Genomic DNA, 24,572 nt, shown 5'->3' with positions numbered 1-24,572 from the left:
TTTCATAAGCGGTGAACAGGAAGCCGTCCTTGCGCTGCGGGCACATCGACTGGTTGGGCCAACCGCATACATTCCTCAAAAGCGAACTGGTTGCAGCCTAGGCATTGGTTTGCGTCAATTCGCGAGAGCGCAAAATTGAGCGCATCTCCGGTGTGGCCAAAGAAGTGCCCGCTGCCAATCCTATCGTACAAGCCTGTCCGTCTGATCACTTCCAGCGGTTGGGCCTGGATGCCTGAGATAAGGATCGTTCCCCTGCTGCTTTGCACCGTTCGAACAATCCTGGCCAGATGCGCTTCGCCCGTCGTGTCTATGTACTGGACTTTCCCCATTCGCAAAATCAGGGTATGGGGTTGGTGATCAATCGTACCTGCGATAGAGTCCTCCATCAGCTGCCCCGCTCCGAAAAAAAGCGGGCCTTCTACCGTGTACATGCTGATCTGCGGGCAGTTGCGCCCGGCTTTTACGATATCCGCCTGAACTTTTTTATGCTTGTGTGCCGGATCGGGAAGGACCTTTGTCACTGTCAGTATATCACTCATTCGCTTGACGAAGAGAATCGCCGACAGCAACAGCCCCACCTCAACGGCGATGGTCAGATTCGTCAACACGGTCAACAGGAAGGTGATCAAGAGGATGAGTGAATCACCCGTCCTCGTCTTCAGCAAGCGGGTAAATTCCTTTCTCTCGCTCATATTCCAGGCGACGACCATCAAAATGGGCGCCATACTGGCCAACGGAATCGCCGAAGCGTACGGGGCCAACAGCAGCAGCACGACCAGGACGAATACGCCGTGAATCACGCCGGACAGGGGCGATCTGGCGCCGGATCTGATGTTCGTTGCCGTTCGGGCAATCGCTCCGGTTGCCGGTATTCCGCCGAACAGCGGCGCCGCCATATTTGCGATCCCTTGCCCGATCAGCTCCCGGTTGCTGTCGTGCCGCCTCCCGGTCATCCCGTCAGCGACAACCGCCGAGAGCAGGGATTCAATCCCGCCCAGCATCGCAATGACAAAGGCAGGCTGGAGCAGGTTCAGGATGTTTCCTGACGTGATGTCAGGAAGGCGCAAGCTGGGTAAAGTACTGGGTATCGGGCCGTATGTCGAACCGATGGTAGCTACTTTATCGGGAAAGAGAAGCGCTGCCGCTATACTCGATACGATCAGGCCAATGAGCGAACCAGGTATTTTCGGAAAGTACCGGGGTGTGAGCAACAGCAAGACCAGGCAAAGCCCGGCCGTAGCGATGCTGTAAAAGTTCAACGTGTCAAAATGAACAAAGATTTCTTTCATGTTGGACCAGAAATCCTCATGCTTCTGAATCCCCGTCAGGCCCAAAAAATTGGCAATCTGCCCCGAAAAGATGATGACGGCAATCCCCGCGGTAAACCCGACGGTAACGGGACGCGGAATATATTTGATCAAAGAGCCCAGTTTGCACATTCCCATTAGAAATAGCATAACGCCGGCCAAAAAGCCAGCAACCAGCAGGTTTTCGTAACCGTACGTCATGACGGTCCCTAAAAGGACGGGGATAAAGGCCCCCGTTGGTCCCCCGATCTGAAAGGATGACCCGCCGAAAAGGGAAATGCAGATCCCGGCAATAATCGTCGTGTAAATGCCGTATTCCGGTTTGACGCCGGAAGCGATGGCGAACGCCATGCCGAGAGGAATCGCAATCACCCCGACGATGACTCCGGAAAGAAGGTCCCCGCGAAAGTCATGAATCGAATAACCGCTAAATCTGCCTGCAAAAAACCGCCTCACAAAAATCCCTTCTTTTCAATATTTGTATATTTGAATTTTTGAATATACAAATATATTACATCCCTGTTGTGAGAAGTTAAAGCAGATTTTGCTTATTCGTTTAAAAGAGGACGTGGAAACGTCCACGCCCCCCTGTTTATTTGCGATCCGCGAAAATGCGGTCTATCTCCTGAACTTCTGCCTTTGTCAAGCGCACGTCAAGCGTCTTCAGGTTGTTTAGCACCTGTTCTACCTTTTCCAGTTTTTGCGCAAACGCTTCGCCCTGGAAGTGGGGCACTAGCTCCTTTTGCCATGTAATACGTGCTTCTGAATTTATGATACGGCACTATCGCCCGTCTATCCTGTTTTCCAGCCGGACAATCCGCTTTTCAAATGCTTCCCGCTCTGCTTTCGACTTACTGCGCAGGATCGTCCCTCTTTTCTTCCACAAATCGAAGGCCTTGAGGGTGTAGGCAAGCGCCTTTTCGTCGTCTTTCAACTGGTGTTCACACAGCTTGGCCGCCTCGATGTAAATCTCCTGCGGCACATGGCTGTTTTCCTGAAAGCACGACTCCCACACTGCCAGCGCCTGCCGCCATTTTCGCTGTTTTTTGAACAGGCGGCCCAGGGCCAGCTTTGCCTGGCCACGAAGGGCGGAGCTGCTCTCGGCAACGGCTTGGTACCCCTGCGCCGCATGCTCCAGCTCGCCGATCGCTTCGCACCAGCGGGCGATCTCCAGCCGCTCCGCTTCGGTCGCCGCCCCGCCCTTACGTTCCAGCAGCAGCCTGGACAGGTGTATGTACAAGGTGATGAGCGACAAGACATCCAGTTCATTGTGGCGCAGCACTCCCTCGATCAGATGGGGGTCGCCCGCGGAGAGGTAATCGAAGTACTGGATGGGTGCCAGATAGCCCGGTACGTCATCCTGGCGCGCCACTCCCAGCTTTGTCTGCTCGATGACGGACAGCCGGCAGGAGGGCAGTTCGTGCTTCCACAGGCGCCTTGCCGGATGCAAGAGGTCGAAATGGCCAAACGACGGCAAATCTGGGACCAGGTCGCGAAGAAGCGTGTGACGGGTCTTCACCTGCGGCCAGTCGAAAGATTTTCCGTTAAAGGTGACGAGATGCGTTGCCTCCCGGGCCGTCTCCAGAAAGGACTGGTATAAGACTACCTCCGCGTGGGGGGCAGCCAGAAAATGCTGCCTCACGACGACCTCCCGGCCCTCGACGCGGCTGTACCCCAGCAGAAAGATGGTATTGCCGACCCCGCCATGCAGTCCGGTGGTCTCCGTGTCAAAAAAGAGCAGATCGCCTGCCCGCCTGCCGTCAGCGGACAGCGGGTGGCTTCCCCTCCCTGCCTCCTCCCAGGCACGGATGATGTCGGTAAGCTCGCGGAAGCGGTATCTGCCATACTGGAAGTCGAGCGGATAGCGGCGTTCGCGGATGATCACGTAGTCGTCGGCAGATCCGTGCGGTGCGGCGTCAAGCTCCCGCCAGCTCTCCAGGTGGGGAACATCTGCCGCGGGCAAGTCGGCTGCTTTCGGGGTCTCGATGGCAAGATGGCCTCTCATCCGGTTGAGTTTCGCTTTAAGAGACATGCGCACTTCCGTTGCCAAGAAATTGTACAAGTCTGCACAAGTCTTGTTTGCTTCCTGCTTCAACGTGTCCGCTTTTGCCGAAGCTACTCGCGTTTGGTATAACACTTCACAGGCGTAAATTCGGATGCAACGAATCCTACATATTGGCGTAAGCGTTTAGGTGCTACATCACCAATTTTGATAGGTTGATTGCCGCGTTCAAGTCGCGGTCAATCTTTATTCCGCAATCGCATTCATAGATGCGGTCAGATATTTTCAGGTTCTGTTTCATCTTCCCACAGCATGAACACATTTTTGATGACGGGAACCATTTGTCGGCTTTGATGAAGCTTGCGCCGATCTTCTCGCACTTGTATTCCATCAGCCGGACGAACTCATGCAACTTTTGCCCGGCTATCGCTTTGCTCAAGTGGCGGTTCTTCATCATTCCACTCACATTCAAGTCTTCCATAACCACAGCGCTCGGCTTGGTTTTCGCTATCGCGCTTGTGGCTTGATGAATATGATTAGTGCGGATATTCGCCAGTCTCCGATGAAGCAAACGAATCGACTTTTCAGCTTTTACAATGTTGCGCGTCTTGACAAAACGGTTTCCCTCCTTGTTCATTTCGTATTTTCGAGAAATCTTGCGCTGCAACCGACGCAAGCGTTTCTCCATCTTTCTTACGGCGGCAGACTTATTGATGTTTTTGAAGATCATGCCGTTACTGCATACGGCCAATTCCTTTACGCCTACGTCAATACCTATGATTTCTTCCATCAGTTCCGGTTTTTCTTGCTCCTGATCGATGCCGACAGAAACATACCAATACTTACCATCAAAAGACACTCGTGGATTGCTGTACTTGTCCGATTCAGGAATCGATTCGCTTGTTTGCAACCAACCGATCTTTTCAAGATAAACAAGGCTTCCTTTGGTCTTGAGTCGATCATACCTGCTGTAAAACGCCGGTTTTGATCGTTTTCTGCTTTTGAACTTCGGTTTCTTAGACTGACCTTTGAACATCTTCTTATAGGCATTACATGCGTCTTTGACGGCCTGCTTTGTAGTTTGTGCCGATATTTCATTCAGCCACGCATATTCTTCAATCTGTTTCAGCTTTGTCAATTCTTTCCGCAATTCGCCGTCAGGAATGAACTTGCCACCATTCTGATAGTTTTTTTCCTGTCTGGCGAGCGTCCAATTGTATACCCAACGGGCGGCTCCTGCCGAACGCCATAATTGCTGTTCCTGCTCAGGTGTCGGCTTGATTCTGACTTTTTTCGCTAGAATCATCTTCGATCAACTCCTTGAGCATCTTTTCGCTTTGTTTGCCCGTTTTCCTCGTAATCGGCAACTGAACACGGCGACAATTTGAATCAAATCTTCTACCAGTTCTTGTTCTTCTGTTTTCTGGTGTATGATCAATGATTTCGATAGATGTTCCAAATTGACTACACAAGTTTTCCATGAGTTCAAATCCGAATCCAAGCAGTCTATCCTTGTACAGAACAACAATCTTTTCGACGTGCGAGGACACGATGAGTTCCAATAGTCGATTTAACCCTTTTTTATTGTAGTTAATGCCGCTACCGATATCAGAAATGATCTCAAACGAATAGCCTTTCGCAATCATCATGTACGTTTTAACATTTTCAATCTGCCGTTCAAGATCGTTTTTTTGCTTCGGACTGGACACGTGCGTGTACCTGACAACAATCCGTTGAGCTTGTTCATTCTTTCGTAAAAGTTCGTTTATTTGCGCTTGCGAATAGTACCGGTATCCGCTGTGAATGACATGATGCGGTTTTAGTTTTCCGGCCTTGTCCTATTCCCTTAATGTTTTCCGAGTCACTCCAATTATCTCGGCAACTTTTCCAATAGCGAACAGTCCCATTTCATCACCGAATTAACATTATATGATAAATGTTCGAGATGTTTAAAATTGTTTATAACTTCCTTATTCTGTTCTCACCCTCCCCGGGCGACCCGCAGCAGGGACAGGGCCAGCGATTTTCCTCCCTCTTCCGCCCCGCCGATGCAGGAAGGACAGCCGGAGCTGCACGGACAGGAATGAAGCACTCCTTCCGCCTGGTCGAGGATCGTCTCTATCTCCTTGTACACCTGATCGCTCAGGCCGATACCGCCGGGGTAGCGATCGTAGAGGAAAATCGTCGGCTGACCGGAATGGACCGCTTTGCGCTGTGCCACCACGTGCAAGTCTTGAGGGTCGCACATGACAAACAACGGCGCGACGTGCTGCAAAACGTGGGCCAATCCGATCAGCCCGCGTTCTACATCCTCCTTGCCGATCGCGGCCAACAGGCTTTCCGGAAAGCTGATCCAGGCTGCGTTCGTGTGCAATTCCTCCTCGGGCAGATGAATCGGCCCCGACCCGATGTTTTCGTGGGTTTCAAACCTGATCTTCTTGAAAATCGTCGCCATCGCATGGACCGAGACTTCTCCCCAGCCGCACTCCGTCTGCCACAGCCGGCGCGCCTCCTGCTGGTCCAGCACCTTGAGCGAAACAGCCAGGTTGGCATCCGTGTAGTAATTGACCTGCACTTCCCGCACGTATGCCTTCTTTTCATCGTAGTCCAGCCGCTCTACCTGAAACTGCACCCCCTGATGGAGGTAGATCGCCTCTTCGTGCAGCAGCGTCAGGGAGCTGAACCGGTCCATTTCGCCGATCACCCGTTCATTCCCCCGCTCGCTGATGTCGATGATGACCACGTTTTCCTGGGAGGCGGAGCGCAGGCTGACGTTGTGGGCAGGAAAGGAATCGTTCATCCAGAACCACTTTCCCCGCGAGTGATGCAGGATCTGCTCCTCGGTCAAAAACTCCAGGATTTCGGTGATCTCGGCGCGGCCGAAGCGGTCCCCTTCGGAAAAGGGCAGTTCATAGGCGGCGCATTTGATGTGGTCGACCAGGATGATCAGGTTGTCCGGATTGATTCGCGCCGTCTCCGGACTGCGGTCGAAGAAGTATTCCGGATGGGAGATGACGTATTGGTCGAGCGGCGTGGAGCCTCCGACCAGTACGACTGCGGACTCGCCCTGGCGTCTGCCCGCTCGTCCCGCCTGCTGCCACGTGCTGGCGACAGATCCGGGATACCCGGTCATCACGCACGCCTGCAGCTGGCCGATATCGACGCCCAGCTCCAGCGCATTGGTGCTGACGACGCCCATGATCTCCCCCTGGCGCAGTCCCCGTTCGATCGCCCGCCGCTGGGTCGGCAGGTAGCCGCCTCGGTACCCCTGAATCGTTTTCGGGCCCAGCTTGGATCGGATCAGTTCCTGCAAGTATTTGAGCAGGATTTCGACGCGGACGCGGCTGCGGGCGAACAGGATCGTCTGGATGTTGTTCGTCAGGAAGGAAGCCGCAATGTCGCGGGCTTCCAGCGTGGCGCTGCGGCGGATGTTGAGCTGCCGGTTGACGACCGGCGGATTGTAGAAGAGGAAGTGCTTCGTGCCGGCTGGAGCGCCATTGTTGTCGATCAGCTCCATCTGCTCCTCTGTCAACTGCTGGGCCAGCTCCTTGGGATTGGCGATCGTCGCCGAGGTGCAGATAAACTGCGGCCGGCTCCCGTAAAAGGCGCAGATCCGCTTCAGGCGGCGGATCACGTTGGCCACGTGGCTTCCGAATACGCCCCTGTATGTATGCAGTTCGTCAATGACGATAAAAGCGAGGTGTTCAAAAAAAGAGACCCATTTGGTGTGATGGGGAAGAATGGCCGAGTGAAGCATATCGGGATTGGTTATGACGATGTTTCCTGCCTTGCGGATGGTCTGCCTGATATTGGCCGGGGTATCCCCGTCGTAGGTCTCGGACTTGATCGCGAGGCCCGTCTCTTCGATCAGCTCGTGCAGCTCGCTTTTTTGGTCCTGGGCCAGCGCCTTGGTGGGAAACAGGTACAGCGCGCGAGCCTGCGAATCTTCCGACAGCCTTTGCAGGACCGGCAGGTGGTAGCACATACTCTTCCCTGACGCCGTGGGAGTGACGGCTACAATATGGCGGCCTGCCTGGACCTTCTCGTAGGCAGACGCCTGATGCGTATACAACGACGTGATCCCCCGGCGGGACAATGTATCGCATATCCGCTGATCAAGATCGGCCGGGAAGGGCACGCTTCTGGCCTCGCGGGGAGGAATGGTCGTCCAGTGCGCAATATTTTCTCTGAAGCGCTCATCCTGCCGGAATTGCTCCAGGATGTCGGTCAGCGCCAGTTTCTTTTTCATCTTCATCACCCTCTATGTCTCCATTATACGAATGGATGTTCTGAGTGTAAATGAGGGAAGACAAAAAGCGAACACGGGGGACGTGTCCGCTTCTTTCTCACACAAGCCAGCGCAGGAGCATCATCGACAGGATGCCGACGATAACCGTTCCCATCAGGCTGCGGGTCAAGATGGCCGTCAAAAACGCCGGCAGCGCCGCGACCAGCCGCAGGTTGTTGGACAGGTACGTGAATTCCTCGGTCGGGAGCAGCAGCCCTTGCGCCAGCAGCGCGGCCATGATGGCGACAGGAATGTGGCTGAGCCAGCGCATGCCCCAATCGGGCAGTTTCACCTTGCTCAAGACGATCAGCGGAAAGACGCGGGGGATGACGGTGACGAGAGCCCCGCCCAGGATGATCAACAGGATCTCCCATCTCACTTCCATTTTTCGATCACCATCCCTACCGTTGCCGCCAATACGGTCCCCAATATGACATCCAGTCCGCCCGACAGCACAAAACTGGCGGCGATCGTGACACAGACGGCGCTTGCCGCCACGATCAGATCAACGCGAAGCTTGGAGCGGCCGGCCAGCTGCAGCACCAGCAATCCGATGAACATCCCCGGCAGGGCAAAATCCAAACCAAATACCTCCGGATGCAAAATCCACTGGCCGAAAAAAGCGCCGGCGATGTTGGCCACCAGCCAATTCAGGTAGGCAGTCAGGTTGAGCCCCAACATCCATCGCTCATGGGCCGACTGCTTGTTCGCGAGATAGTTGGCCGCCACCCCAAAGGTCTCATCTGTCAGCAAAAAACCGGTGATGGCGTTTTTCCATGCCGACGAATGCCGAAAATGCGGGGCCAAGGCGGCACTCAGCAGCAGGTACCTGAGATTGACGATAAAAATGGTAACGATGATCGACAGCACCGGAGCGTTTGCCACCAGCATCCCGGCGGCGATAAACTGGGCTGATCCGGCATAGAGCAATAGCGACAGCAGCACGATCTCCGCCACGCTTAAGCCTGCCGTTTTCTCCACGACCCCTGCGGCAAAACCGATGCTCAGGTAACCAAATACAGTGGGCAGACAATCCTTTACCCCCTGAAGAAAGCTGTCTTCTCCGCCAGCTGCGGCCGGCAGCTTGATACTGATATTCTCTCTCTCCATTCCATCCTCCCACCCCTCAAAATCCCCGGTATTCTCTCGTCAAGGCGAGCAGCTTATGCATGAGGCACGAGGTACACTTCCAGGCGCTTGTTTTCTTTGCCTTTGCTCGTCACCTTCTCCAGGGCCATCTCCCCGATTTCGCCCGTCCTCGCCACGTGGGTGCCTCCGCACGCCTGTTCATCAACCGATCCGATCGCGACCAGGCGGACATTTGTAACCGATGGCGGCAGCAGGCTTGTCACGGTTTTGATCATGCCTGAGATCGATTCCGCTTCCTCGCGCGGCACGGTGCGGTATGTAATCGGATGATCCTCCCGGATGATTCGGTTTGTCTCTTCGACGATCTCTTGCAGCTGTGCTTCGCTTAGATCATGCAGGTTGTTGAAATCGATTCTCGCGCGGTCCGGGTAGATTTTGTTCCCCGTGCAAAGCGCTCCGTATTTCTCGTAGACGACCGCTCCCAGGACGTGCAGCAAAGAGTGGTGTCGCATGAGTCCGTGCCGTCTGTCCCAGTTGATTTCAGCAGTCGCCTCCCCCTGCTTCAGTTCCTCTGCATTCTTCACGTAATGGACGATTTGCCCCTGTTCCTTTTTCACCTGGTACACTTCAAAAGCCCGTCCGTCCTGGACGAGGTGTCCGGTATCGTGTTCCTGGCCGCCGCCGGTCGGATAGAAGACCGTTTGATCCAGGATCACTTTCTCCTTGTCCACACCGATCACGTTAGCCGTACAGGTACGCAAATAACTGTCTTGCAGGTACAGTTCCTTCGCAGACAATTTTATCCCTCCTGTGCTCAAAAACTTGATTAAGATAGATGTTATGAAGCTAACGACTACAAAAAAGCGGAAAGAAAAAACGGTGTTGGCTATTTCAACCGTTTCCCCGTAACAACATGGTACAAATCGCGTTGATTTCTCCACAGGGCATCCAGTTTTTCCGGGCCGAGCCTGCGGGTGACTTCCGAAATCATGATGTCATGCCTAATGTACTCCGTCGCCACCAAGACCAGGGCGGGATCCTTCGTCTTCACCGCCCAGGCCGTGGTCTTTTGCGAGAAATTGGCGATCAGCACTTCTTCCCCGTCACGCGCGGCAATCGTCAAGCAGCCTCCCATCCGGTCCCTTACGACATCCGGCGTCATGTAGTTGTGATGGCAGGTATAACCAAGCTGGGTTTCGGGAGCGCCAAACAGTATGGAAAACACATGGATGCCATCCCGGATGCGCCTTTCGACCGCCGCCTGGATGGACGGAACCTGCTGTTCCCATACGGACAGCCAAAGCTCCTCCCGGGTGCTGCCGACCAGCTCCAACATTTCAGCCAGCACCTGCTCATCACTGCGAATGTGCCAGATCACATCCGTCTCGCGCTCCCCTTCCAATGCGGCCAGGCTCTTTTCCAAAAAGTCGAACGATTGCGCAAAGCTTTTCCGCAATCGGTCAATCAACTCGGCGGCAGGGACCGGCGAATACTTAACGGGTTCGGACGGAACCGTATAGACGGCCCCTTTGTCCAGCAGCTTTCCCAGCACTTCGTAGATCATCGACCTGGGCACCCCGGTGCGCTTGCTGATCTCATAGCCGGTGACAGGAGAATGCTTCAGCAAGCCGACATAGGCCTTGCACTCGTATTGGGAAAACCCCAGTTTTTGCAATTCCTTGTAAATGTTCTCCATAGTCAGGTCCTTTTACGTGGTTAGTATACTACCAACTATAATCGAACAACGTGATTTGTCAACGGACACAGAGCATTCGGGAACAAAAAGTTCAACCAGGCAGCAATCGGGGCCCGACAGCGGTTACGATTGGAACTTTTCCCCCATTTCATCGAGCTGGCTCTTGCTTATCCCGTGTCGCAGCAAAAGCGAAAGCAGCGCTTCTTGTGATCCCCCTTCCAGCAAGCTTTTGAACTGTTGGAACAGCTGGTCAATCTCATCCTCGGTAAGCGATTTTCCCGCTTCATTGGCAGTCTGTCGAAACAGTGATTTCAAGGTTTCTTCGTCGTTCCATTTTTCTTTTGGAACGCTTTTGATGCGGTTAATGATCTGATCAATATTCAATTTTCTCCCTCCTTTTGTCTGTATTCCTGGATAGCCTGGTACATCGTTTTATCCTCCAAGGCTAGAAACAGGTAATCATGGGGTTTGAAATTAGCTTCGATGATCCACGGATTCCCCTGGGGATCGAAACACATGTCTAAGCCGATTTCGCGAATGACCGGCAGCTTTTGTTGAAACCGCCGGGCGACCAGCAGTGCGGCTTGATCCAATTGGGACAGCAATTTTTTTTGTGAATGCTCGCGCAAGAGCGAACGCGCCAGTACCGTTTCCACGGGGAGGATCGAAGCGCCCAGATTCACGTTCGTAATGGCATAACCGCTGTCAGCCAACTTCGCCAGCTTGCCTGTCACTGTCCACGGAGAATCGCTTTTTCGCTGTACCATGACCCTAATGTCAAAGGGGCGATGATCTGCTTCAACGAGGGGTATCCGCTGTTGAATTATATAACTTGACGCAAGCAGCTGATTGATGTCCATACCGTTCAAATAGGGAAGAAAGTCCCCCAGGATTTCGTTCGTGAGAACAGAAAACAGATCGCGGTTAGCTGCCGTCTGTTTGGTCAATTTAATCTGGATCAGAGAGCGGCCATTTTCGGCGGAAGATACGAGAATGACTCCTCTCCCGCCGCTTCCATCGATCGGCTTCAAGATGATGGAACCGTGCTTTTGAAGCATCCCCTGCACGTGATCCGCCGTCATCAACCGCGTCTCTGGCAGCATGGAACGGATTTGAGTCTCCCCGTGAAGAAATGTATATTTTTCCCATTTATTCATTCTGAATCAATCCTTAACAAAATTGCTTGTTGCCGAGTTTCGGCATTTTATCCTCTTTGTACGCCTTGATGCGGTCGTACATGTCTTGGTCCCCCAGCTTGCGGAAATGGGATAAACTCGCGGAAAGTGTGCTGCGACAGTTTGCGCGTCTCGGGCAAGAAGGGCTCCTTGCTCACTGGCCGTCCCCCTTCCTGCAGGCATGACCGATCTGTCTGAGGCATTCTTCCAATAACTGCAAAAACACTTCTATATCCTTGTAGGTAATATCGCCGATGTTCGCAATTCGAAAGGTTTTCGTTGCCTCGATTTTCCCGGGGTAGATTGTAAACCCGCGGCTGTACAAATAGTCGTGCAGATCGTCGAAATCATATCCCTCGCAATCCGGTTCGAGGACAGAAGTCAGGATTTTGGAGTGATGCTGCTTGGGCACGATCGTGGCAAGCCCCAGCCGGGCAAGCCCGTCCATCAGAGTTTCCCACGATTTGCTGTACCTTTCGTACCGTCCGCTCACCCCCTCCAGCTTTAATTCCTCAATCGCCTGCTTGAGCGCGTACAAGGTTTGTACAGGCGGGGTGAAGCGCATCTGCCGGGTTGCCTGGAAGAACTTGTATTGCGCGTATAAGTTGAGGTAGTAGTTTCTCGGTTTCCTCTCCCGCATCGCCTCCAATTTGCTCCGCCGGGCGATGACAAACGAGATGCCTGCCATCCCCTGCAGGTTTTTATTGGAGCTTGCTGTGAGAAAACTGACATTCGTCTGCTTCATGTCGATCGGGACGGCTGCGTACGAGCTCATCGCGTCGACGAGCATGTCAATCTGGTACTTGCGGCAGATCTCGCCAATTGAAGCAATGTCGTTCAACAGGCCGGTTGTCGTCTCATGGTGAACCACAGCGAGCCGGGCTATTTTTCGAGGAGCGGTTTTGATCATGTTTTCCAGCGCGGCCAAGTCAATCGCATCGTCAGCAGGGCTCTTGCATTCCAGAAAAGGCAGCCCGTACACTTCGGCAATCTCACACATCCGCTTGCCGTAGGCCCCGTTGTTCACGATTAATACCGCATCCTCATCCACGACAGAGGTGAGCATCGCTTCAACCGCTGCCGTACCTGAGCCGCCGAACAAGACGGTCGTGTACTCCGCGGGGTCGGCCACCAGCCGGGTAAGCTCCTCCGATACGTATTCCATCAAATCGCCAAATTCGCTTTCTCGGGGACATATATCTGGCACGACCTGTGCGTATTTCACCGTGTCGGTCGTTGTCGCAGGACCTGGATTTAGTAAAATGTTTCGCTTTACCCCCTGCATAAGGACTCCCCTTCCGCAAGTCAGGATGATGTTTGAACAAAGCGCTGCAAGCGCTCTTTTACTTCGGCAGGTTTTGTCTTGGGACGGCTGAGCTGCCCGCTCGAGCCTGCTGCAATCCGCAAGTGGAGAAAGGTCAATCCGCGCGACTGCTTCCATTCCTTGATCGCGTCCTCCAGTTCTTTCAAGCTGTGGACATAAGCCGATGTTTCGTAGCTGCACGCAGCGGCAATCGCCGCAAAGTCAGTCTGGTTTGACACCGTTCTCTGGCCGCCGGTCGAATCGTGGGCATTGTTGTCGAGCAGGATATGCAGCATGTTGGGCGGGCCGTAATAGCCGTTTGTCGCCAGACTTCCCATACGCATGAGCAGCGAGCCGTCTCCATCGATGACGACGATATCCAAATCCCTCCGGGTCAGGGCCAATCCCAGCCCTAGCGAACTGATACAGCCCATCGAGCCGACCATGTACAGATGATTGTCGGCGTCTTCGATCTCGTACAATTCCCGGCCGGTTTTTCCAGTCGTGGCGAGCAGTACGGTGCGGCTTCCTTTTAATGCATGGATGACGGCAAGGGCTTCGCGGCGGGTGGGCAGCTGATCCTCCCTATTTTTGAATGTTTTGCTGTGATTGGATCGGGCTGGGGTCGCTTGTCTTTGCAGGGGCTCTGCGGAAAAGACTCCTTTCCTGACGACGAAGAAAAAAGGCTGGTTGCCGTTGATGCACTGGTTTGCCTGCCGCAGCTGCCGCTTGGCTTCCTCCATGTCGGCCGACAGGTACTGCCATTTTACCTGCATCAAGTCCAGCAGTTGTGTCGTAATCTGCCCCATCAGTTCGTGCTGCGGTTCATCAGGCACTCCAGGTTCCCCCCGCAGGCTGACAAATCCCAGCACCGGAATCTGAAACGGGTAGTTGAGCGAGACCAGGGGAGACACGGCGTTCGTCAAGCCCGAATTCTGCATCAGGACAACCGGTTTTTTTCCGCCCAAATAGGCGCCCGCCGCGATCGCCACGGCATCTCCCTCGTTGGCCGCGGCAACGTATTCGCATTCATTGATCGCGTAATTGATCAGATTTTTCAACAGGGAGCACGGGACGCCGCTGAAAAAGGCAAACCCCCATTTCTGCAGTTCTGCTCCGAATTCGTTTGTCTCCAGCATGAATCAATCCCCCTGAATTGTTTTTTTGAAAGGGAGATACTTCTTTTCGGCGGCTTGTAGTTCGTCCGCCTGCTGCAGCCGGAATACCTCATCCAAGGGGGCCACGCTGCCCTCCGCCGCTTCGATGCTCTCCTGGAGAAAAATTTGGCGGGAAATGGTTTGCATCGCCTGAATGGATGCCCGCAGATTGTGGTTCGCCCAGATGACCAGACTGATCCCCAGCTCCGCAAAACGCCGGCTGGGAGTGGCGTAGTATTTGGTCGGGACGATTACGACCGGATGTCTGCCGCCCCATTCCGCCATAAACGCTTCAATCTCCGCCGCATCTGCCCGCTTGCTGTGGATCAGGACAGCATCTGCACCGGCTTGCCGATACGCCTCTGCCCGCCGCAGCGCTTCCGCCAGATCCCAGCCGGCAATAAAGGCTTCCACCCTCGCGATGACCGCAAAATCATCGTCACACTGCGCGTCTTTCATCGCTTTGATCTTGCCGCAAAACTCGTCGATCTCGGCGAGCGGCTGGGCCCGGCCATTAATAAATGAGTTGGTCTTGGGAAACAGCTTATCTTCGATGCACACCCCGGCAATATTTCGCTGCTCCAGTTTTTTCACCAATCGCCTTGCGTTGTTGAAGTTTCCGTATCCGGTATCCCCGTCCAATAAGATCGGCAGGCTTGAGGCGTCGCTCATAAATTCCAGAACATCCAGTACCTGGGTCCAGGAAGCCTCGTTGTTGTCCCGCACTCCCAGACTTGCCGAAATCGTTAATCCGCTGGCCCAAATCCCTTTAAAGCCGACTTCTTCGACGATTTTCGCGGCCAGTCCATTATGTGCTTCCATTAAGAACTCCAGGTTTTTCGACTGAATCAACTGCCTGAACTTCGCGGTTTTTTTCATAGAAGCATCCCTTCTTCTGAAGTCAAAATGTACAATAACTTATGAAAATGAGCGGAAGAAAACCTGCGGCAAAGGCCTGTTTTTCGCCATTTGTACATAAAAAAAGGCTAACCCGCTTCAGGGTTAACCTCGTCCATTCCTAAGCTCATATGTTGGCGCTCACCGGCCTTTTGATGAATGTGTCGACGATCTGCCCGCGTTCGATAAAGTAGATGGCGTCGCCCAGCTTCTTGGCCTCTTCCAGATCGTGCGTGACGATCACGTACGGTATGTTCCAATCCCGGTGCAGCCGCAGCAATTCCTCCTGGCATTGCAGGCGCGTCTTTCGGTCGAGCGCCGACAGCGGCTCATCCAAGAGCAGCATCTGCGGCTCCGTCGCCAAGGCGCGAGCCAGCGCCACCCGCTGCTTCTCCCCGCCGGATATCTGCTGGGGGTATTTGCCAAGCAGATGCCCGATGCCCAGCACTTCCACCAATTGATCGACATGGGCCGAGGAGCCGCCCTTCATCCCGTAGCGAATGTTTTTTTCCACCGTCATATGAGGAAACAAGGCATAATCTTGAAACAGATAGCCGATGTTGCGCCGGCGCGGCGCCACCGGCCGCGACTTTCCATCAAAGAAACAGACGCCGTTCAGCGTGATGCTGCCGGCATCGGGGTGGCTAAGTCCCGCGATGCAATTCAACACAGTCGTCTTGCCGGAACCGGACGGCCCGAACAAGACGACGATCTCACGGTCTGCCTCAAAGGAGATCTCGAGGGGAAAGTGAGCCAGTTGTTTTTTCATATGAATGGAAAACATGCCCGTCACCCCGCCTATTTTTGATTCGCATAGCGATTGATGTTTCGCTTGCTCCACCAGTTCAGCCACATCGTGGTGCTGAGTCCAAGCGCGACGATGATGACGACCCAAAACCATGCTTTGTCCATCTGTCCCGCCTCGACAGCAAAGTAGATCGCTACCGGAAGCGTGTCCGTCTTCCCCGGGATGTACCCGGCCAACATCAAGGTCGCCCCAAACTCACCCAGCGCGCGGGCGAACGAAAGGACGAGTCCGGAGAGCAGGCCGGTCCAGGCCAACGGGAACGAGACCGTCCAGAACACCCTCCACTCCGAGGATCCCATCGTTCGGGCGGCGTTTTCCAACCTGCTGTCGATTCCGCAGAAGGCCGCGACCGCGCTTTGGTACATGAGCGGAAAGGAGACGACGATCGAGGCGATGACAGCACCGGTAAGGGAAAAGACAACCTGGACGTCAAACCACTCCATCAGCCATTTGCCGATGAATCCGTTTTTCCCGAACGTGATCAAGAGGCCAAAACCGACGACAGTCGGAGGCAGCACCAGCGGAAGCAGCAGCAGCGAATCCAGAAAGCTTTTGCCGAAGAAGTTCTTTCGCGAAAGCAGCCTGGCAATCAGCACCCCCGCAAGAAAGACGACAGAGGTGGAAATGCCGGCTACCTTAAGGGACAATAATAGCGGAGTCCAATTTGCGTCTGGCATAGTATCCACCCCCTGCAAACAGCACCCTTATCGGGTTAATCCATATTTTTCCAATGTCTCTTTGCCCTTGTCTCCCTGCAAATAGTCCAAAAACGCCTTCGCCTCGGCAGGATGGGCCGCACTGGCGACCACGGCTCCCGGATAGACAATCGGCTTATGCCAGCTGGGATCGGCGGTCGCCAGTACCTTTACCTGTTTGGCGATGGCCGCGTCACTCGCGTAGACAGCGCCCAGATCCGCGTTGCCGGACTCGACGTAAGTCAGCACCTGGCGCACATCATTGGCAAACACCAGCTTGCTTTGCAGCGAATCCCAAAGTTTCAGATGTTCCAACACTTCTTTCGTATACCTGCCCGCCGGGACGCTTTCCGGTTCCCCAATCGCAAAGTGTTGGACCTTGTCCGGAGTGATTCTCTCAAAAGAGTCGAGCTGTAGAGAACTGGACTGATTGGCCACAAGCACCAATTGGTTTTTGGCAAAATCGACGCGAGTATCCTGTTTGATCAAATTCTTCTCCTGAAGCTTGTCCATATCCTTCCCGCTGGCTGATAAAAAGACGTCAACCGGCGCTCCGTTTTCAATCTGCTGCCCCAGCTTGCCTGAGCTGCCGAACACATATGTAAGCGTAACACCGGGATGCTCGCTCTCAAATCCACTCTTCAGCTCCTGCAGGGCATCCGTCAAACTGGCCGCAGCCGAGACCATCAGTTCCACATCTTTGGCAGGTGTTTCTGTTTTCGATTGATCCGTTTGGTCCGTGCCGGCGCTGGTTGCCGCCGGCTGATTTGGCTGCCCGCCCGCAGGCTCTTGCCCACCGCTGGAACAGCCGACAGGAACTGCCAGAATGAACAAGGCAGTTAGTAGAATCGCCCATTTTTTTAGCACGAAAAGATCCCTCCCATGTTCCTCACTTATGTTTAATTATAATTAGATATATCTAATTATAATTAAACATATATTGGTCAATGTCAAACCTTTTGTAGCAACTATCTATCTCCCCTCACCTGCAATCTATGAAATAATGGAAAAAAATAGTTGACTATACCGAATATTCCTCAACTCACAATCGCTGCTTCCGAAAACGGAGAGAGTACAGCTACATCTGTCGAAAATGTATCACTTGATCAAACAAAAGAAACAGTAGCTACATACATTTATCATCTATCGTCTCAACAAAAGAAACATTTGATTAATGATCCAGAGGATTTTACCAATAATGACAAATTTCTAAAGGAAATTATTCTCAATCTGCCAGCAGCAGAACAGCATTAGTTTTATAATGAAATGAGAGGCATAGATAATGCGCCCGAAGAGCGTTTACCGCGCTATTTTGGTAGCCTCGGTAGCTTTGCTTTGATCAATCAGGATTTTCCCCTTCCAACTACCCTTCACCTCGCCAATTCGGCTGACGTCCATTCAGATAGATCGGCTGCGACAGCTTGGCCCCGCTTGTGAGAAACGCGATGAGTCCCTCGGGATTGTCATTTACCGCGACACCTGTATACACTTCGTTCCCAAGGTGATCGACACGGTCGGATTCAATGAAGTTCAACAAGTTGAAGCCACTTGACCCGGTACATCATAGGTGGGATTTTTCTACTTGCTGTCCGTTTTCTTTCCCGTCTGTCCGGACAATCAGACTGGTATCACACTCATATGGAACCAATTCTCCAAGTTGCGTTCCGATTCTGTAGTGAATCATATAATGGAGAGCACAAGAAAGATTTCAAGCTCCGATAGCCATTCTTTAGGCGCTTCTTGCTGTACTGCTGTACCGGTCTCACGAGGGCTTCTCCAAGATGGGGAAGCCCTTTTTGTATGCGGGGAAGAAAAAACCTAAACATACAGCACCATGAGCTCCTCATCGAAGTAGTTCTGATCGATTTTTAACGCTCTCTTCTCGATTCCATACGTTTCAAAACCCAAGGAACGGTACAGCTTCTTAGCAGGTTGATTGTCTGTAACGACTGAGAGATGAAGCTGTTCGACGTCTGTTGTATTTTTGGCCTTCCTTATGGCTTCGATCATTAATGTCTTGGCGATGCCAAGATTTCGTTTTTCGGGAGAAACGTACATGGCGAAAATATTGGCCCGATGCTTCCTTTTGTTTTTCTGTTCCAAGACGAGTGTAACGACACCAAAAAGCCGTCCATTCTCAAAGGCACCGAAAGTAAAGGAATGCTCTTCCTGCAACCTGCCTGCAAACTTTTCAACAGAAAATTCCTTTTCCTCCTCATAACTGGAACCAAATGCTTCAGGGTGATGCTGCAGGGCTTCCAATCTGATGCTCCGATACAAATTCGCATCCTCGGGTCCAAGTGCTCTTATCTCCATAACAGCCTCCCGTTTCAGTTGATGTGATTTCTCTATTATACAGACTTNAATTCCTTTTCCTCCTCATAACTGGAACCAAATGCTTCAGGGTGATGCTGCAGGGCTTCCAATCTGATGCTCCGATACAAATTCGCATCCTCGGGTCCAAGTGCTCTTATCTCCATAACAGCCTCCCGTTTCAGTTGATGTGATTTCTCTATTATACAGACTTGTGAACCTCCCCAACTTACTCGCTAACGCGAGTTGAAGTCGGGGCTTCTTACCATGAGCAACTTCATGTACCTTTTGTAGATAGGGGTTTGCCCGATCTACTCCATATCCAAGTACGGGGTATCTGTGAAGTTGTCTTCGTAAGCAACCTATGTCTTTTTAGACATCGGGGGCGGAACAGCCCATCTACTACTTCTTGCCTATGCAATCCGTAGATACTTCCTCTTGCTCTCCACATAAAAATGCAGGAATTCACCAAAAATACATGAATCCTCAACATACAACCTGGAAGTAAATCGCAATGCCTTGATCCGTAATTTTCTGATCGATTCGTACGGTAAGCCCCTCTGACACGATACGATGAATACCCTTGTCAACCATTTGCGGTCTCACCATTCGTCGAACGAAAAAACAAGCCAAGAACGATAGTCCCTGGCTCCATAACCTATGACCATTTGGATGAATTTCTAAAGGCATCTTTCAAACTTGAAATGGTGCTTAAAATATCGTGGATTTGACTGACGCGTTCACTTACGGAGCTCAAATTAATTTTAGGCAATTTCGGAAATGACAGCAGCGACCTTTTCTTTGGTCTGCTCTCCTTCTGCCATTCTTGATAATACTCCTGCAGCTTGGCAGGACTCTTTCGCAGCGTCCGGGCTTTTACCCCTTTGTCTTTCAGCCAATTTCCAAATTCAGGCGTCATCTCAACAGCTGCTTGTTCTTTGTTGTCCCTTTTTCTTCTCGCCATGCCCGATCCTCCATCATACAGATTTTTACGGTGATATATAGTACTATACGAATGGAAAACGGCAACGGTGTTCAACCATCCGCGAAGGAAATCGGGGTGACGGGAAGATCGAAAAAAGGCCTCTCTCCCGGGGCGCCCCGCGCGATATAATAGAGAGTACAGCCGGACGCTGCGCTCTACTCGCCGGAACCGGTAATGATTCGAGGTGGACATAATTGAACGACATTTCCTATACAACCGAAGAGATCGCCAAAATCCTGCGCATCTCCAAACTGACAGTTTACGATCTGATCAAGAAGGGCGAACTGCCCGCCTACCGGGTCGGACGGCAGATGCGGGTAGATGCTGTCGATCTCGAAGCGTACAAGTCCAGAGCAAAAGGGGCGCCAGTCGTCCACATGCCCGCTCCCTCCCTGAAAAGTACTGCCTCCAGGCAAATCATCATCAGCGGACAGGATGTCAGCCTGGACATGTTGGCCAACCATATCGAAGGGCAGACGAAATCCTATCGGCCGCTCCGCTCCTACGTCGGGAGCCTGAACAGCCTGATTGCCATGTATCAGGGGGACGCCGATGTGGTCAGCACCCACCTGTTCGACGGCGATACCGGAGAGTACAACATACCGTACATCCGCAGACTGCTGATCGGGCATCGCTACGTCGTGATGAACCTCTTGTCGCGCCGGGCCGGTTTTTACGTGCAGCCGGGCAACCCCAAGCAAATCCGGACCTGGTCTGATCTGCAGAAGACGGGAATCAAGATGGTCAACCGGGAAAAGGGCTCCGGGACGCGGGTCCTGTTGGAGGAGCAGCTGCGGCTCCACGGCATTTCATCGCAGGCCATCGCCGGTTATGGGCACGAAGAGGCCAACCATCTCGGGGTGGCTGGCGCCGTCGCCACCGGCGAGGCAGATGTGGGCATCGGGATCGAAAAGGCGGCATATCTCGTCGGCGTCGAATTCGTCCCGCTGATGAAAGAGCGGTACGACCTCGTCATGCTGAGAACGCCTCAGAATGACGAGGTCATCAGGCTGGTCAGCGATATTTTGCGGTCCGCATCCTTCCAGGGCGAGTTGGCCGCGGTTGGCGGTTACGACGTATCGCAGACAGGACATATCTTGTATGAAGCATGACCAAAGCAGAGGCAAGCCAGGTCGAATGGCCTTGCCTTTTTCGGGTAATTAGACACAATTTTACCATATTTCCGGATGACTTTTCTGCTCGTTCTCACCCTAGCAATGGTAAAATAGCACCAAATTACCATCAGACTTCGGTTGCTTATTGGAGGAGTAGAGAATGTTGCAGAGAACTTCCATCCGCTACAAAATGCTGCTGACGCTGGTTTTCATCACATTGGTGCCCATTTTGACGGCGGGTTATTTTCAGTATGAGAACGCCAAGCAAGGGATTTACAACGTAACCATTGAAGATCTCAGGTACATAACGAAACTGAAAGCGAAGGAGCTGGCTCCCTACACCCAGACGAAGTCACCCGGCCCGGAAGAACTGAAAGAAATTACCAAGATCGTCTATGAGGTGGGGGATGCCTACTACCAGCCAAACGGCATGACCGGTTACGCTTATCTGATGGACGGGAACGGCGTGGCATTCATCCACCCTTCCGACGATACGAGAGGAAAAGATCTAAGCGGTTACGACTTTGCCAAAAAAATGTTTGCAGACAAGCAAGGGTGGGTGGAATACGACTGGGAAGGCGAAACGAAGTTGTCCGCCTTCGAAATGCTGCCGAACGGCTGGATGCTGGTCATCGGCAGCTACCAGGACGATTTGTTCAAACCGTTTGAAAAAAGCAAAACCATTATTCTCGGCATTACCGTCGTCGCCGGCGCTGTTGCGCTGCTCGCCGGGGCCGTGATCGTCAGCCGCCTGATCCGGCCGATAAAAAATCTGGTCGGGGCGATGCAAAAAGCGGAAAGGGGCGACCTGACACAGCAGGTGCCTGTCACGTCGGGGGATGAGCTGGGGCAGCTGTCGCGGATGTTTAACGAAATGCTGACGGTATTTCGCAAGATGATGGCAGAAGTTCAGGATGTGTCGGAGCAAGTAGCCGGTGCTTCGGAAGAACTGACCGCAAGTGCCGGCGAGAGCGCCCGGGCCTCCGAGCAAATCTCCATCGCGGCGGCAGAGATTGCGGCGGGGTCGGAGCGCCAAAAAGAAACCGTGCAGACGACGACCGCCACTTTGCACAGAATGGGGCGGGATATTGAACAGATTGCTTCCTTTGCCGACCGGGTCAACCAAGATTCTGCCGTCGCGACACAATACGCGCATGAGGGTGAGCAAACATTGTCTCGACTGGCCCGTGAGATGGACGAGATCAGTACCAAGGTGCAGACGACAGAAGAAGCAGTTCGCCTGTTGGGCGAGCAGTCAGAAGCGATTATAGGAATTATTTCCATTATCCAGGATATCAGTGAGAAGACAAATCTGCTGGCGCTGAACGCAGCAATTGAAGCGGCTCGTGCCGGCGAGCAAGGGAAAAGCTTTGCCGTCGTGGCAACAGAAGTGCGGAAGCTGGCAGAGCAGTCCCGGCAATCTGCCGAGGAAATCTCCCAATTGGTCTATTCGATCAATACGGAGATTCAAGACGCTGTCAGTTCGATGGGCGAGACTACCCGGGCCGTTCAGGTAGGCAGAGAGGGCGCAGGAGCCGCCGGACAAGCTTTCCAGCAGATCCTGAAGGCGGTCGAAGATGTAAACCGGCAGATTGAGCAAATGAACCAGGCGGCTCAAACGATCCGTCAGGATACCGGACGCATCGTCGGCGATGCAGACGAAATCGCCCGTTTGGCGACGATTGCCGCAGACGACATCCAGGAGGTGGCCGCCGCATCGCAGCAGCAAACCGCTTCGACAGAGGAGATGAACGCAGCCTCCGAGTCCTTGGCGCAAATGGCCAACAAGCTGTCAGAACAGGTAAAAAGGTTCACCATTTAGGAAAAACGCGGGGTGCAGTTGATGAACTGCACCCTGCGTCTTTTTCTATTTCATTCTTGGCACCCCTGCCCCATCAGTGAAAATAAGGCTGCAATGTACGAAGCGTCTGTTCAATTGCTTGATCCGGCGCCGTCACATAGCGGTCTGATGTAAACTCCAGAGTTAAAGAATCGGTGTACCCGTTTTTCTCCAACGTCTCAAGGTAGTTCTCCAACGGCAGATGGCCGTCACCCCAGGCCAGATGTCCCCCTGGCCTGCCGTCGATAAAATGGATGTGCACTAGGTCGGACTTCAGCCGGTCAAAGTACGCTTGCAGCTCTTCTCCAGCGATTGCCAGCGGAACCGTATCGACCATCCCCTTCAAGCAGGGCGAGCGGACTTCAGCAAGCATCCGGGCCAATGTCGGCAAATTGGTGACTAGGTTGGACTCTTCTGGCCGCAGCGGCTCCAACACCAGCGTGACGCCGAGCTGCTCCGCGTGCTGTGTCAGCCGCTCCAGCGATTCCCTCGACCGTTTCCAAGCTTCCCCGACTGGTGCGGAGAAGTAGCCCCACCCCGAGGTGACCAGCAATAGGGGAGCTCCCAGCTCCGCCGCCGCTTCCAGCGATTTGATAAAATACGCGACGCTCCGCTCCCGTATCGCCCCTTCCTCAGCGGCGATGTTGATCGGGTAGACGCACTGCTCCGGCGTAAAGCAGACCAGCTTCAGTCCGCGGCTCTCGATTTCGCGTCTGATCCGCTTGATATCCGCTGGAGAAGCCTCTTCCACGTAAAAGTGTGGAGATGCCCCCCATAGTTCAATCCTGTCGATCCCATACCGCACCATCGCCTCAAGAAAATGGGCAAACGGGTAGCGGATGTAGTGAAAGTTCATCCCGGTGATTTGCGATCTGCGCAGCCTCGTCATGCTTCTTCTCCGCCTAGCCTTAATAGGCCACTATGCCCATATACCGTCTCGTATTCAGGGGGTGGTTACGAGCCTCGGCCAGGGCGGTCGCGTAGACTCCTAGCACCTTGTTGAGCACGAGTGGAGCGATATACCCTTTGACTGCATCGTCAATGCCGGTCAGGTCCACCTCCTTCGCGTCGATCACGATCAACTGTTCTCCGTATTGGCGGGAGAAGTTTAGCGCCCGCTCTTCCAGCGGCCGCGTCTCATCCAGACCAAGCAGCAGGATGAAGGGCACGTCTTTGTCGAGAACCTCAAATGGCCCGTGGAAGTACTCCCCGGCGTGAATAGGATGGGAGTGGATCCACTGCATCTCCATCAGGATGCAGACGGCGAAGATGTAGGCAGCGCTGTAGTTGGACCCGCTGGCCATCGTGTAGATGATCTTCGCGTCCTTGTACTGCTCGCCAAACGCTTTCGCCCGCTCCGTAAACTGCTGTTTGGCCCGTTCGTAAACGGCCTGCAGATTCTCTAGGCTGACCATCATCGGCTGATATTTTTCGTATCCCTCTTTTTGGTGGAGCAGGCCGGCCACCAGCTGGTACATGATGTAGTAATCGCTGTCCTTCGCCACCACTTCATCAGAGTAGCTGGCTTTGGCGTACTTGATCACGAAGTCGGACGCCTGGGCCAGCGGCGAGCCCTCCTCAAACGTCAGGGAGACGGCCAATGCCCCCCGCTCCCGGGCAAATTTGGCTGCTTCCACGGTTTCCGGCGTCTTGCCGGAGTGCGAGCACAAGATCACCAGCGAGGTTTCCCCCAGGGTGGCGGGATTTCGGTGTATGAACTCATTGGCGTTGTACACATCGGAAGTGATCGTTTTCGCTTCCCGGTCGAGCAGGTACTTGCTCGGGTACATCAGCGCGGACGACCCGCCGCACGCGACGAAAAACACCCGCTTTACCTCCCTCTCCTTTACCGCCTCCAACGCCTTTTGCACTTGCTGATTCATCGTTCATTCCCCTTTCCCT

General features: G+C 53.4%; 25 protein-coding genes and 1 pseudogene. 3 read left to right on the top strand and 23 right to left on the bottom strand.

The features are described 5' to 3' along the window. Positions 1-2: 2 nt before the first annotated feature. The 18 genes and pseudogenes from ACI7RC_RS10165 to modA form a co-directional block, all read right to left on the bottom strand. Positions 3-1,763, bottom strand: a complete 1,761-nt coding sequence (locus ACI7RC_RS10165; protein ID WP_408108128.1) for a SulP family inorganic anion transporter — start codon at positions 1,761-1,763, stop codon at positions 3-5. A gap of 136 nt (positions 1,764-1,899) precedes the next feature. Then, on the bottom strand, positions 1,900-2,040 hold the full coding sequence (locus ACI7RC_RS10160) for a hypothetical protein (protein ID WP_408108127.1): 141 nt from the start codon (positions 2,038-2,040) through the stop codon (positions 1,900-1,902). Between the two features lie 48 nt (positions 2,041-2,088). Then, complete coding sequence (locus ACI7RC_RS10155) at positions 2,089-3,339, bottom strand: ribonuclease H-like domain-containing protein (protein WP_408108126.1); 1,251 nt, start codon at positions 3,337-3,339, stop codon at positions 2,089-2,091. Positions 3,340-3,502: 163 nt separating this feature from the next. Continuing rightward, positions 3,503-4,615 (bottom strand): RNA-guided endonuclease InsQ/TnpB family protein, encoded by a 1,113-nt coding sequence (locus ACI7RC_RS10150; RefSeq protein WP_408108125.1) that lies wholly within the window; start codon positions 4,613-4,615, stop codon positions 3,503-3,505. Further along, positions 4,575-5,216: pseudogene (locus ACI7RC_RS10145) on the bottom strand (IS607 family transposase). Before ACI7RC_RS10145 ends, ACI7RC_RS10150 begins: the two are co-directional and overlap by 41 nt. 74 nt (positions 5,217-5,290) lie before the next feature. Continuing rightward, positions 5,291-7,564 (bottom strand): DEAD/DEAH box helicase, encoded by a 2,274-nt coding sequence (locus tag ACI7RC_RS10140; protein WP_408108175.1) that lies wholly within the window; start codon positions 7,562-7,564, stop codon positions 5,291-5,293. 91 nt (positions 7,565-7,655) lie between these two features. Further along, complete coding sequence (locus ACI7RC_RS10135) at positions 7,656-7,982, bottom strand: AzlD domain-containing protein (protein WP_408108124.1); 327 nt, start codon at positions 7,980-7,982, stop codon at positions 7,656-7,658. Then, entirely contained in the window at positions 7,973-8,707 is a 735-nt protein-coding gene (locus ACI7RC_RS10130; RefSeq protein ID WP_408108123.1) for an AzlC family ABC transporter permease, read from the bottom strand. The genes ACI7RC_RS10135 and ACI7RC_RS10130 overlap by 10 nt, the downstream gene beginning before the upstream one ends. 53 nt (positions 8,708-8,760) lie before the next feature. Then, positions 8,761-9,483 (bottom strand): alanyl-tRNA editing protein, encoded by a 723-nt coding sequence (locus ACI7RC_RS10125; protein WP_408108122.1) that lies wholly within the window; start codon positions 9,481-9,483, stop codon positions 8,761-8,763. A gap of 89 nt (positions 9,484-9,572) precedes the next feature. Continuing rightward, positions 9,573-10,382 (bottom strand): TrmB family transcriptional regulator, encoded by an 810-nt coding sequence (locus tag ACI7RC_RS10120; RefSeq protein WP_408108121.1) that lies wholly within the window; start codon positions 10,380-10,382, stop codon positions 9,573-9,575. Between the two features lie 123 nt (positions 10,383-10,505). Further along, the gene (locus ACI7RC_RS10115; protein ID WP_408108120.1) at positions 10,506-10,766 is read right to left on the bottom strand and encodes a hypothetical protein; all 261 of its coding nucleotides are present in this window, start codon (positions 10,764-10,766) and stop codon (positions 10,506-10,508) included. Then, on the bottom strand, positions 10,763-11,539 hold the full coding sequence (locus tag ACI7RC_RS10110; RefSeq protein WP_408108119.1) for a YheC/YheD family protein: 777 nt from the start codon (positions 11,537-11,539) through the stop codon (positions 10,763-10,765). The genes ACI7RC_RS10115 and ACI7RC_RS10110 overlap by 4 nt, the downstream gene beginning before the upstream one ends. A 172-nt stretch (positions 11,540-11,711) precedes the next feature. Continuing rightward, the gene (locus ACI7RC_RS10105; RefSeq protein WP_408108118.1) at positions 11,712-12,842 is read right to left on the bottom strand and encodes a 2-aminoethylphosphonate aminotransferase; all 1,131 of its coding nucleotides are present in this window, start codon (positions 12,840-12,842) and stop codon (positions 11,712-11,714) included. A gap of 20 nt (positions 12,843-12,862) precedes the next feature. Continuing rightward, the gene (gene aepY, locus ACI7RC_RS10100; RefSeq protein ID WP_408108117.1) at positions 12,863-13,999 is read right to left on the bottom strand and encodes a phosphonopyruvate decarboxylase; all 1,137 of its coding nucleotides are present in this window, start codon (positions 13,997-13,999) and stop codon (positions 12,863-12,865) included. 3 nt (positions 14,000-14,002) lie between these two features. Further along, a complete protein-coding gene (gene aepX / locus ACI7RC_RS10095; protein ID WP_408108116.1) occupies positions 14,003-14,896 on the bottom strand; it encodes a phosphoenolpyruvate mutase in 894 nt (297 codons plus the stop codon). Positions 14,897-15,041: 145 nt separating this feature from the next. Continuing rightward, positions 15,042-15,698 (bottom strand): ATP-binding cassette domain-containing protein, encoded by a 657-nt coding sequence (locus tag ACI7RC_RS10090; protein ID WP_408108174.1) that lies wholly within the window; start codon positions 15,696-15,698, stop codon positions 15,042-15,044. Between the two features lie 14 nt (positions 15,699-15,712). Next, a complete protein-coding gene (gene modB, locus ACI7RC_RS10085) occupies positions 15,713-16,399 on the bottom strand; it encodes a molybdate ABC transporter permease subunit (RefSeq protein ID WP_408108115.1) in 687 nt (228 codons plus the stop codon). A gap of 27 nt (positions 16,400-16,426) precedes the next feature. Next, a complete protein-coding gene (gene modA / locus ACI7RC_RS10080; RefSeq protein ID WP_408108114.1) occupies positions 16,427-17,284 on the bottom strand; it encodes a molybdate ABC transporter substrate-binding protein in 858 nt (285 codons plus the stop codon). A 150-nt stretch (positions 17,285-17,434) separates the two neighbouring features. On the opposite strand from modA, the gene ACI7RC_RS10075 reads away from it, so the two are divergent. Continuing rightward, complete coding sequence (locus ACI7RC_RS10075) at positions 17,435-17,671, top strand: hypothetical protein (RefSeq protein WP_408108113.1); 237 nt, start codon at positions 17,435-17,437, stop codon at positions 17,669-17,671. 109 nt (positions 17,672-17,780) lie between these two features. Here the strand turns inward: ACI7RC_RS10075 and ACI7RC_RS10070 are convergent, their stop codons facing one another. The 3 genes from ACI7RC_RS10070 to ACI7RC_RS10060 all read right to left on the bottom strand — a co-directional run bounded on the left by ACI7RC_RS10070 (position 17,781) and on the right by ACI7RC_RS10060 (position 19,694). Further along, the gene (locus tag ACI7RC_RS10070; protein WP_408108112.1) at positions 17,781-17,954 is read right to left on the bottom strand and encodes a hypothetical protein; all 174 of its coding nucleotides are present in this window, start codon (positions 17,952-17,954) and stop codon (positions 17,781-17,783) included. Between the two features lie 281 nt (positions 17,955-18,235). Continuing rightward, complete coding sequence (locus ACI7RC_RS10065; protein WP_408108111.1) at positions 18,236-18,733, bottom strand: GNAT family N-acetyltransferase; 498 nt, start codon at positions 18,731-18,733, stop codon at positions 18,236-18,238. 655 nt (positions 18,734-19,388) lie between these two features. Then, positions 19,389-19,694, bottom strand: a complete 306-nt coding sequence (locus ACI7RC_RS10060; RefSeq protein ID WP_408108110.1) for a hypothetical protein — start codon at positions 19,692-19,694, stop codon at positions 19,389-19,391. Between the two features lie 215 nt (positions 19,695-19,909). Between ACI7RC_RS10060 and ACI7RC_RS10055 the strand changes: the two genes are divergently transcribed. Next, positions 19,910-20,827 carry a substrate-binding domain-containing protein gene (locus tag ACI7RC_RS10055; RefSeq protein WP_408108109.1) on the top strand — a complete coding sequence of 306 codons (918 nt, stop codon included), beginning with the start codon at positions 19,910-19,912 and terminating at the stop codon, positions 20,825-20,827. Positions 20,828-20,990: 163 nt separating this feature from the next. Beyond that, positions 20,991-22,652 carry a methyl-accepting chemotaxis protein gene (locus ACI7RC_RS10050; protein WP_408108108.1) on the top strand — a complete coding sequence of 554 codons (1,662 nt, stop codon included), beginning with the start codon at positions 20,991-20,993 and terminating at the stop codon, positions 22,650-22,652. A 73-nt stretch (positions 22,653-22,725) separates the two neighbouring features. On the opposite strand, the gene ACI7RC_RS10045 is transcribed toward ACI7RC_RS10050, so the two are convergent. Together ACI7RC_RS10045 and ACI7RC_RS10040 are read right to left on the bottom strand one after the other, a co-directional pair. Continuing rightward, complete coding sequence (locus tag ACI7RC_RS10045; RefSeq protein WP_408108107.1) at positions 22,726-23,559, bottom strand: sugar phosphate isomerase/epimerase family protein; 834 nt, start codon at positions 23,557-23,559, stop codon at positions 22,726-22,728. A 19-nt stretch (positions 23,560-23,578) separates the two neighbouring features. Continuing rightward, positions 23,579-24,553: an SIS domain-containing protein gene (locus tag ACI7RC_RS10040; protein ID WP_408108106.1), complete on the bottom strand. Its 975-nt coding sequence runs from the start codon at positions 24,551-24,553 to the stop codon at positions 23,579-23,581. Positions 24,554-24,572 lie beyond the last annotated feature (19 nt).

The organism is Brevibacillus sp. B_LB10_24, from assembly GCF_046036945.1.
Taxonomy (GTDB): Bacteria; Bacillota; Bacilli; order Brevibacillales; family Brevibacillaceae; genus Brevibacillus_C.
This window is presented reverse-complemented; position numbering and strand designations above follow the sequence as displayed.

Bases quoted from the DNA above. Each gene is read 5' to 3' on its own strand.
- ACI7RC_RS10040 (WP_408108106.1), bottom strand. From the start codon at position 24,553: ATGAATCAGCAAGTGCAAAAGGCGTTGGAGGCGGTAAAGGAGAGGGAG.
- ACI7RC_RS10120 (WP_408108121.1), bottom strand. From the start codon at position 10,382: ATGGAGAACATTTACAAGGAATTGCAAAAACTGGGGTTTTCCCAATAC.
- ACI7RC_RS10060 (WP_408108110.1), bottom strand. From the start codon at position 19,694: ATGGCGAGAAGAAAAAGGGACAACAAAGAACAAGCAGCTGTTGAGATG.
- ACI7RC_RS10045 (WP_408108107.1), bottom strand. From the start codon at position 23,559: ATGACGAGGCTGCGCAGATCGCAAATCACCGGGATGAACTTTCACTAC.
- ACI7RC_RS10050 (WP_408108108.1), top strand. From the start codon at position 20,991: ATGTTGCAGAGAACTTCCATCCGCTACAAAATGCTGCTGACGCTGGTT.
- ACI7RC_RS10065 (WP_408108111.1), bottom strand. From the start codon at position 18,733: ATGGAGATAAGAGCACTTGGACCCGAGGATGCGAATTTGTATCGGAGC.
- ACI7RC_RS10150 (WP_408108125.1), bottom strand. From the start codon at position 4,615: ATGATTCTAGCGAAAAAAGTCAGAATCAAGCCGACACCTGAGCAGGAA.
- ACI7RC_RS10155 (WP_408108126.1), bottom strand. From the start codon at position 3,339: ATGTCTCTTAAAGCGAAACTCAACCGGATGAGAGGCCATCTTGCCATC.
- aepY (WP_408108117.1), bottom strand. From the start codon at position 13,999: ATGCTGGAGACAAACGAATTCGGAGCAGAACTGCAGAAATGGGGGTTT.
- modB (WP_408108115.1), bottom strand. From the start codon at position 16,399: ATGCCAGACGCAAATTGGACTCCGCTATTATTGTCCCTTAAGGTAGCC.
- ACI7RC_RS10110 (WP_408108119.1), bottom strand. From the start codon at position 11,539: ATGAATAAATGGGAAAAATATACATTTCTTCACGGGGAGACTCAAATC.
- ACI7RC_RS10140 (WP_408108175.1), bottom strand. From the start codon at position 7,564: ATGAAGATGAAAAAGAAACTGGCGCTGACCGACATCCTGGAGCAATTC.
- ACI7RC_RS10135 (WP_408108124.1), bottom strand. From the start codon at position 7,982: ATGGAAGTGAGATGGGAGATCCTGTTGATCATCCTGGGCGGGGCTCTC.
- aepX (WP_408108116.1), bottom strand. From the start codon at position 14,896: ATGAAAAAAACCGCGAAGTTCAGGCAGTTGATTCAGTCGAAAAACCTG.
- ACI7RC_RS10130 (WP_408108123.1), bottom strand. From the start codon at position 8,707: ATGGAGAGAGAGAATATCAGTATCAAGCTGCCGGCCGCAGCTGGCGGA.
- ACI7RC_RS10105 (WP_408108118.1), bottom strand. From the start codon at position 12,842: ATGCAGGGGGTAAAGCGAAACATTTTACTAAATCCAGGTCCTGCGACA.
- ACI7RC_RS10090 (WP_408108174.1), bottom strand. From the start codon at position 15,698: ATGTTTTCCATTCATATGAAAAAACAACTGGCTCACTTTCCCCTCGAG.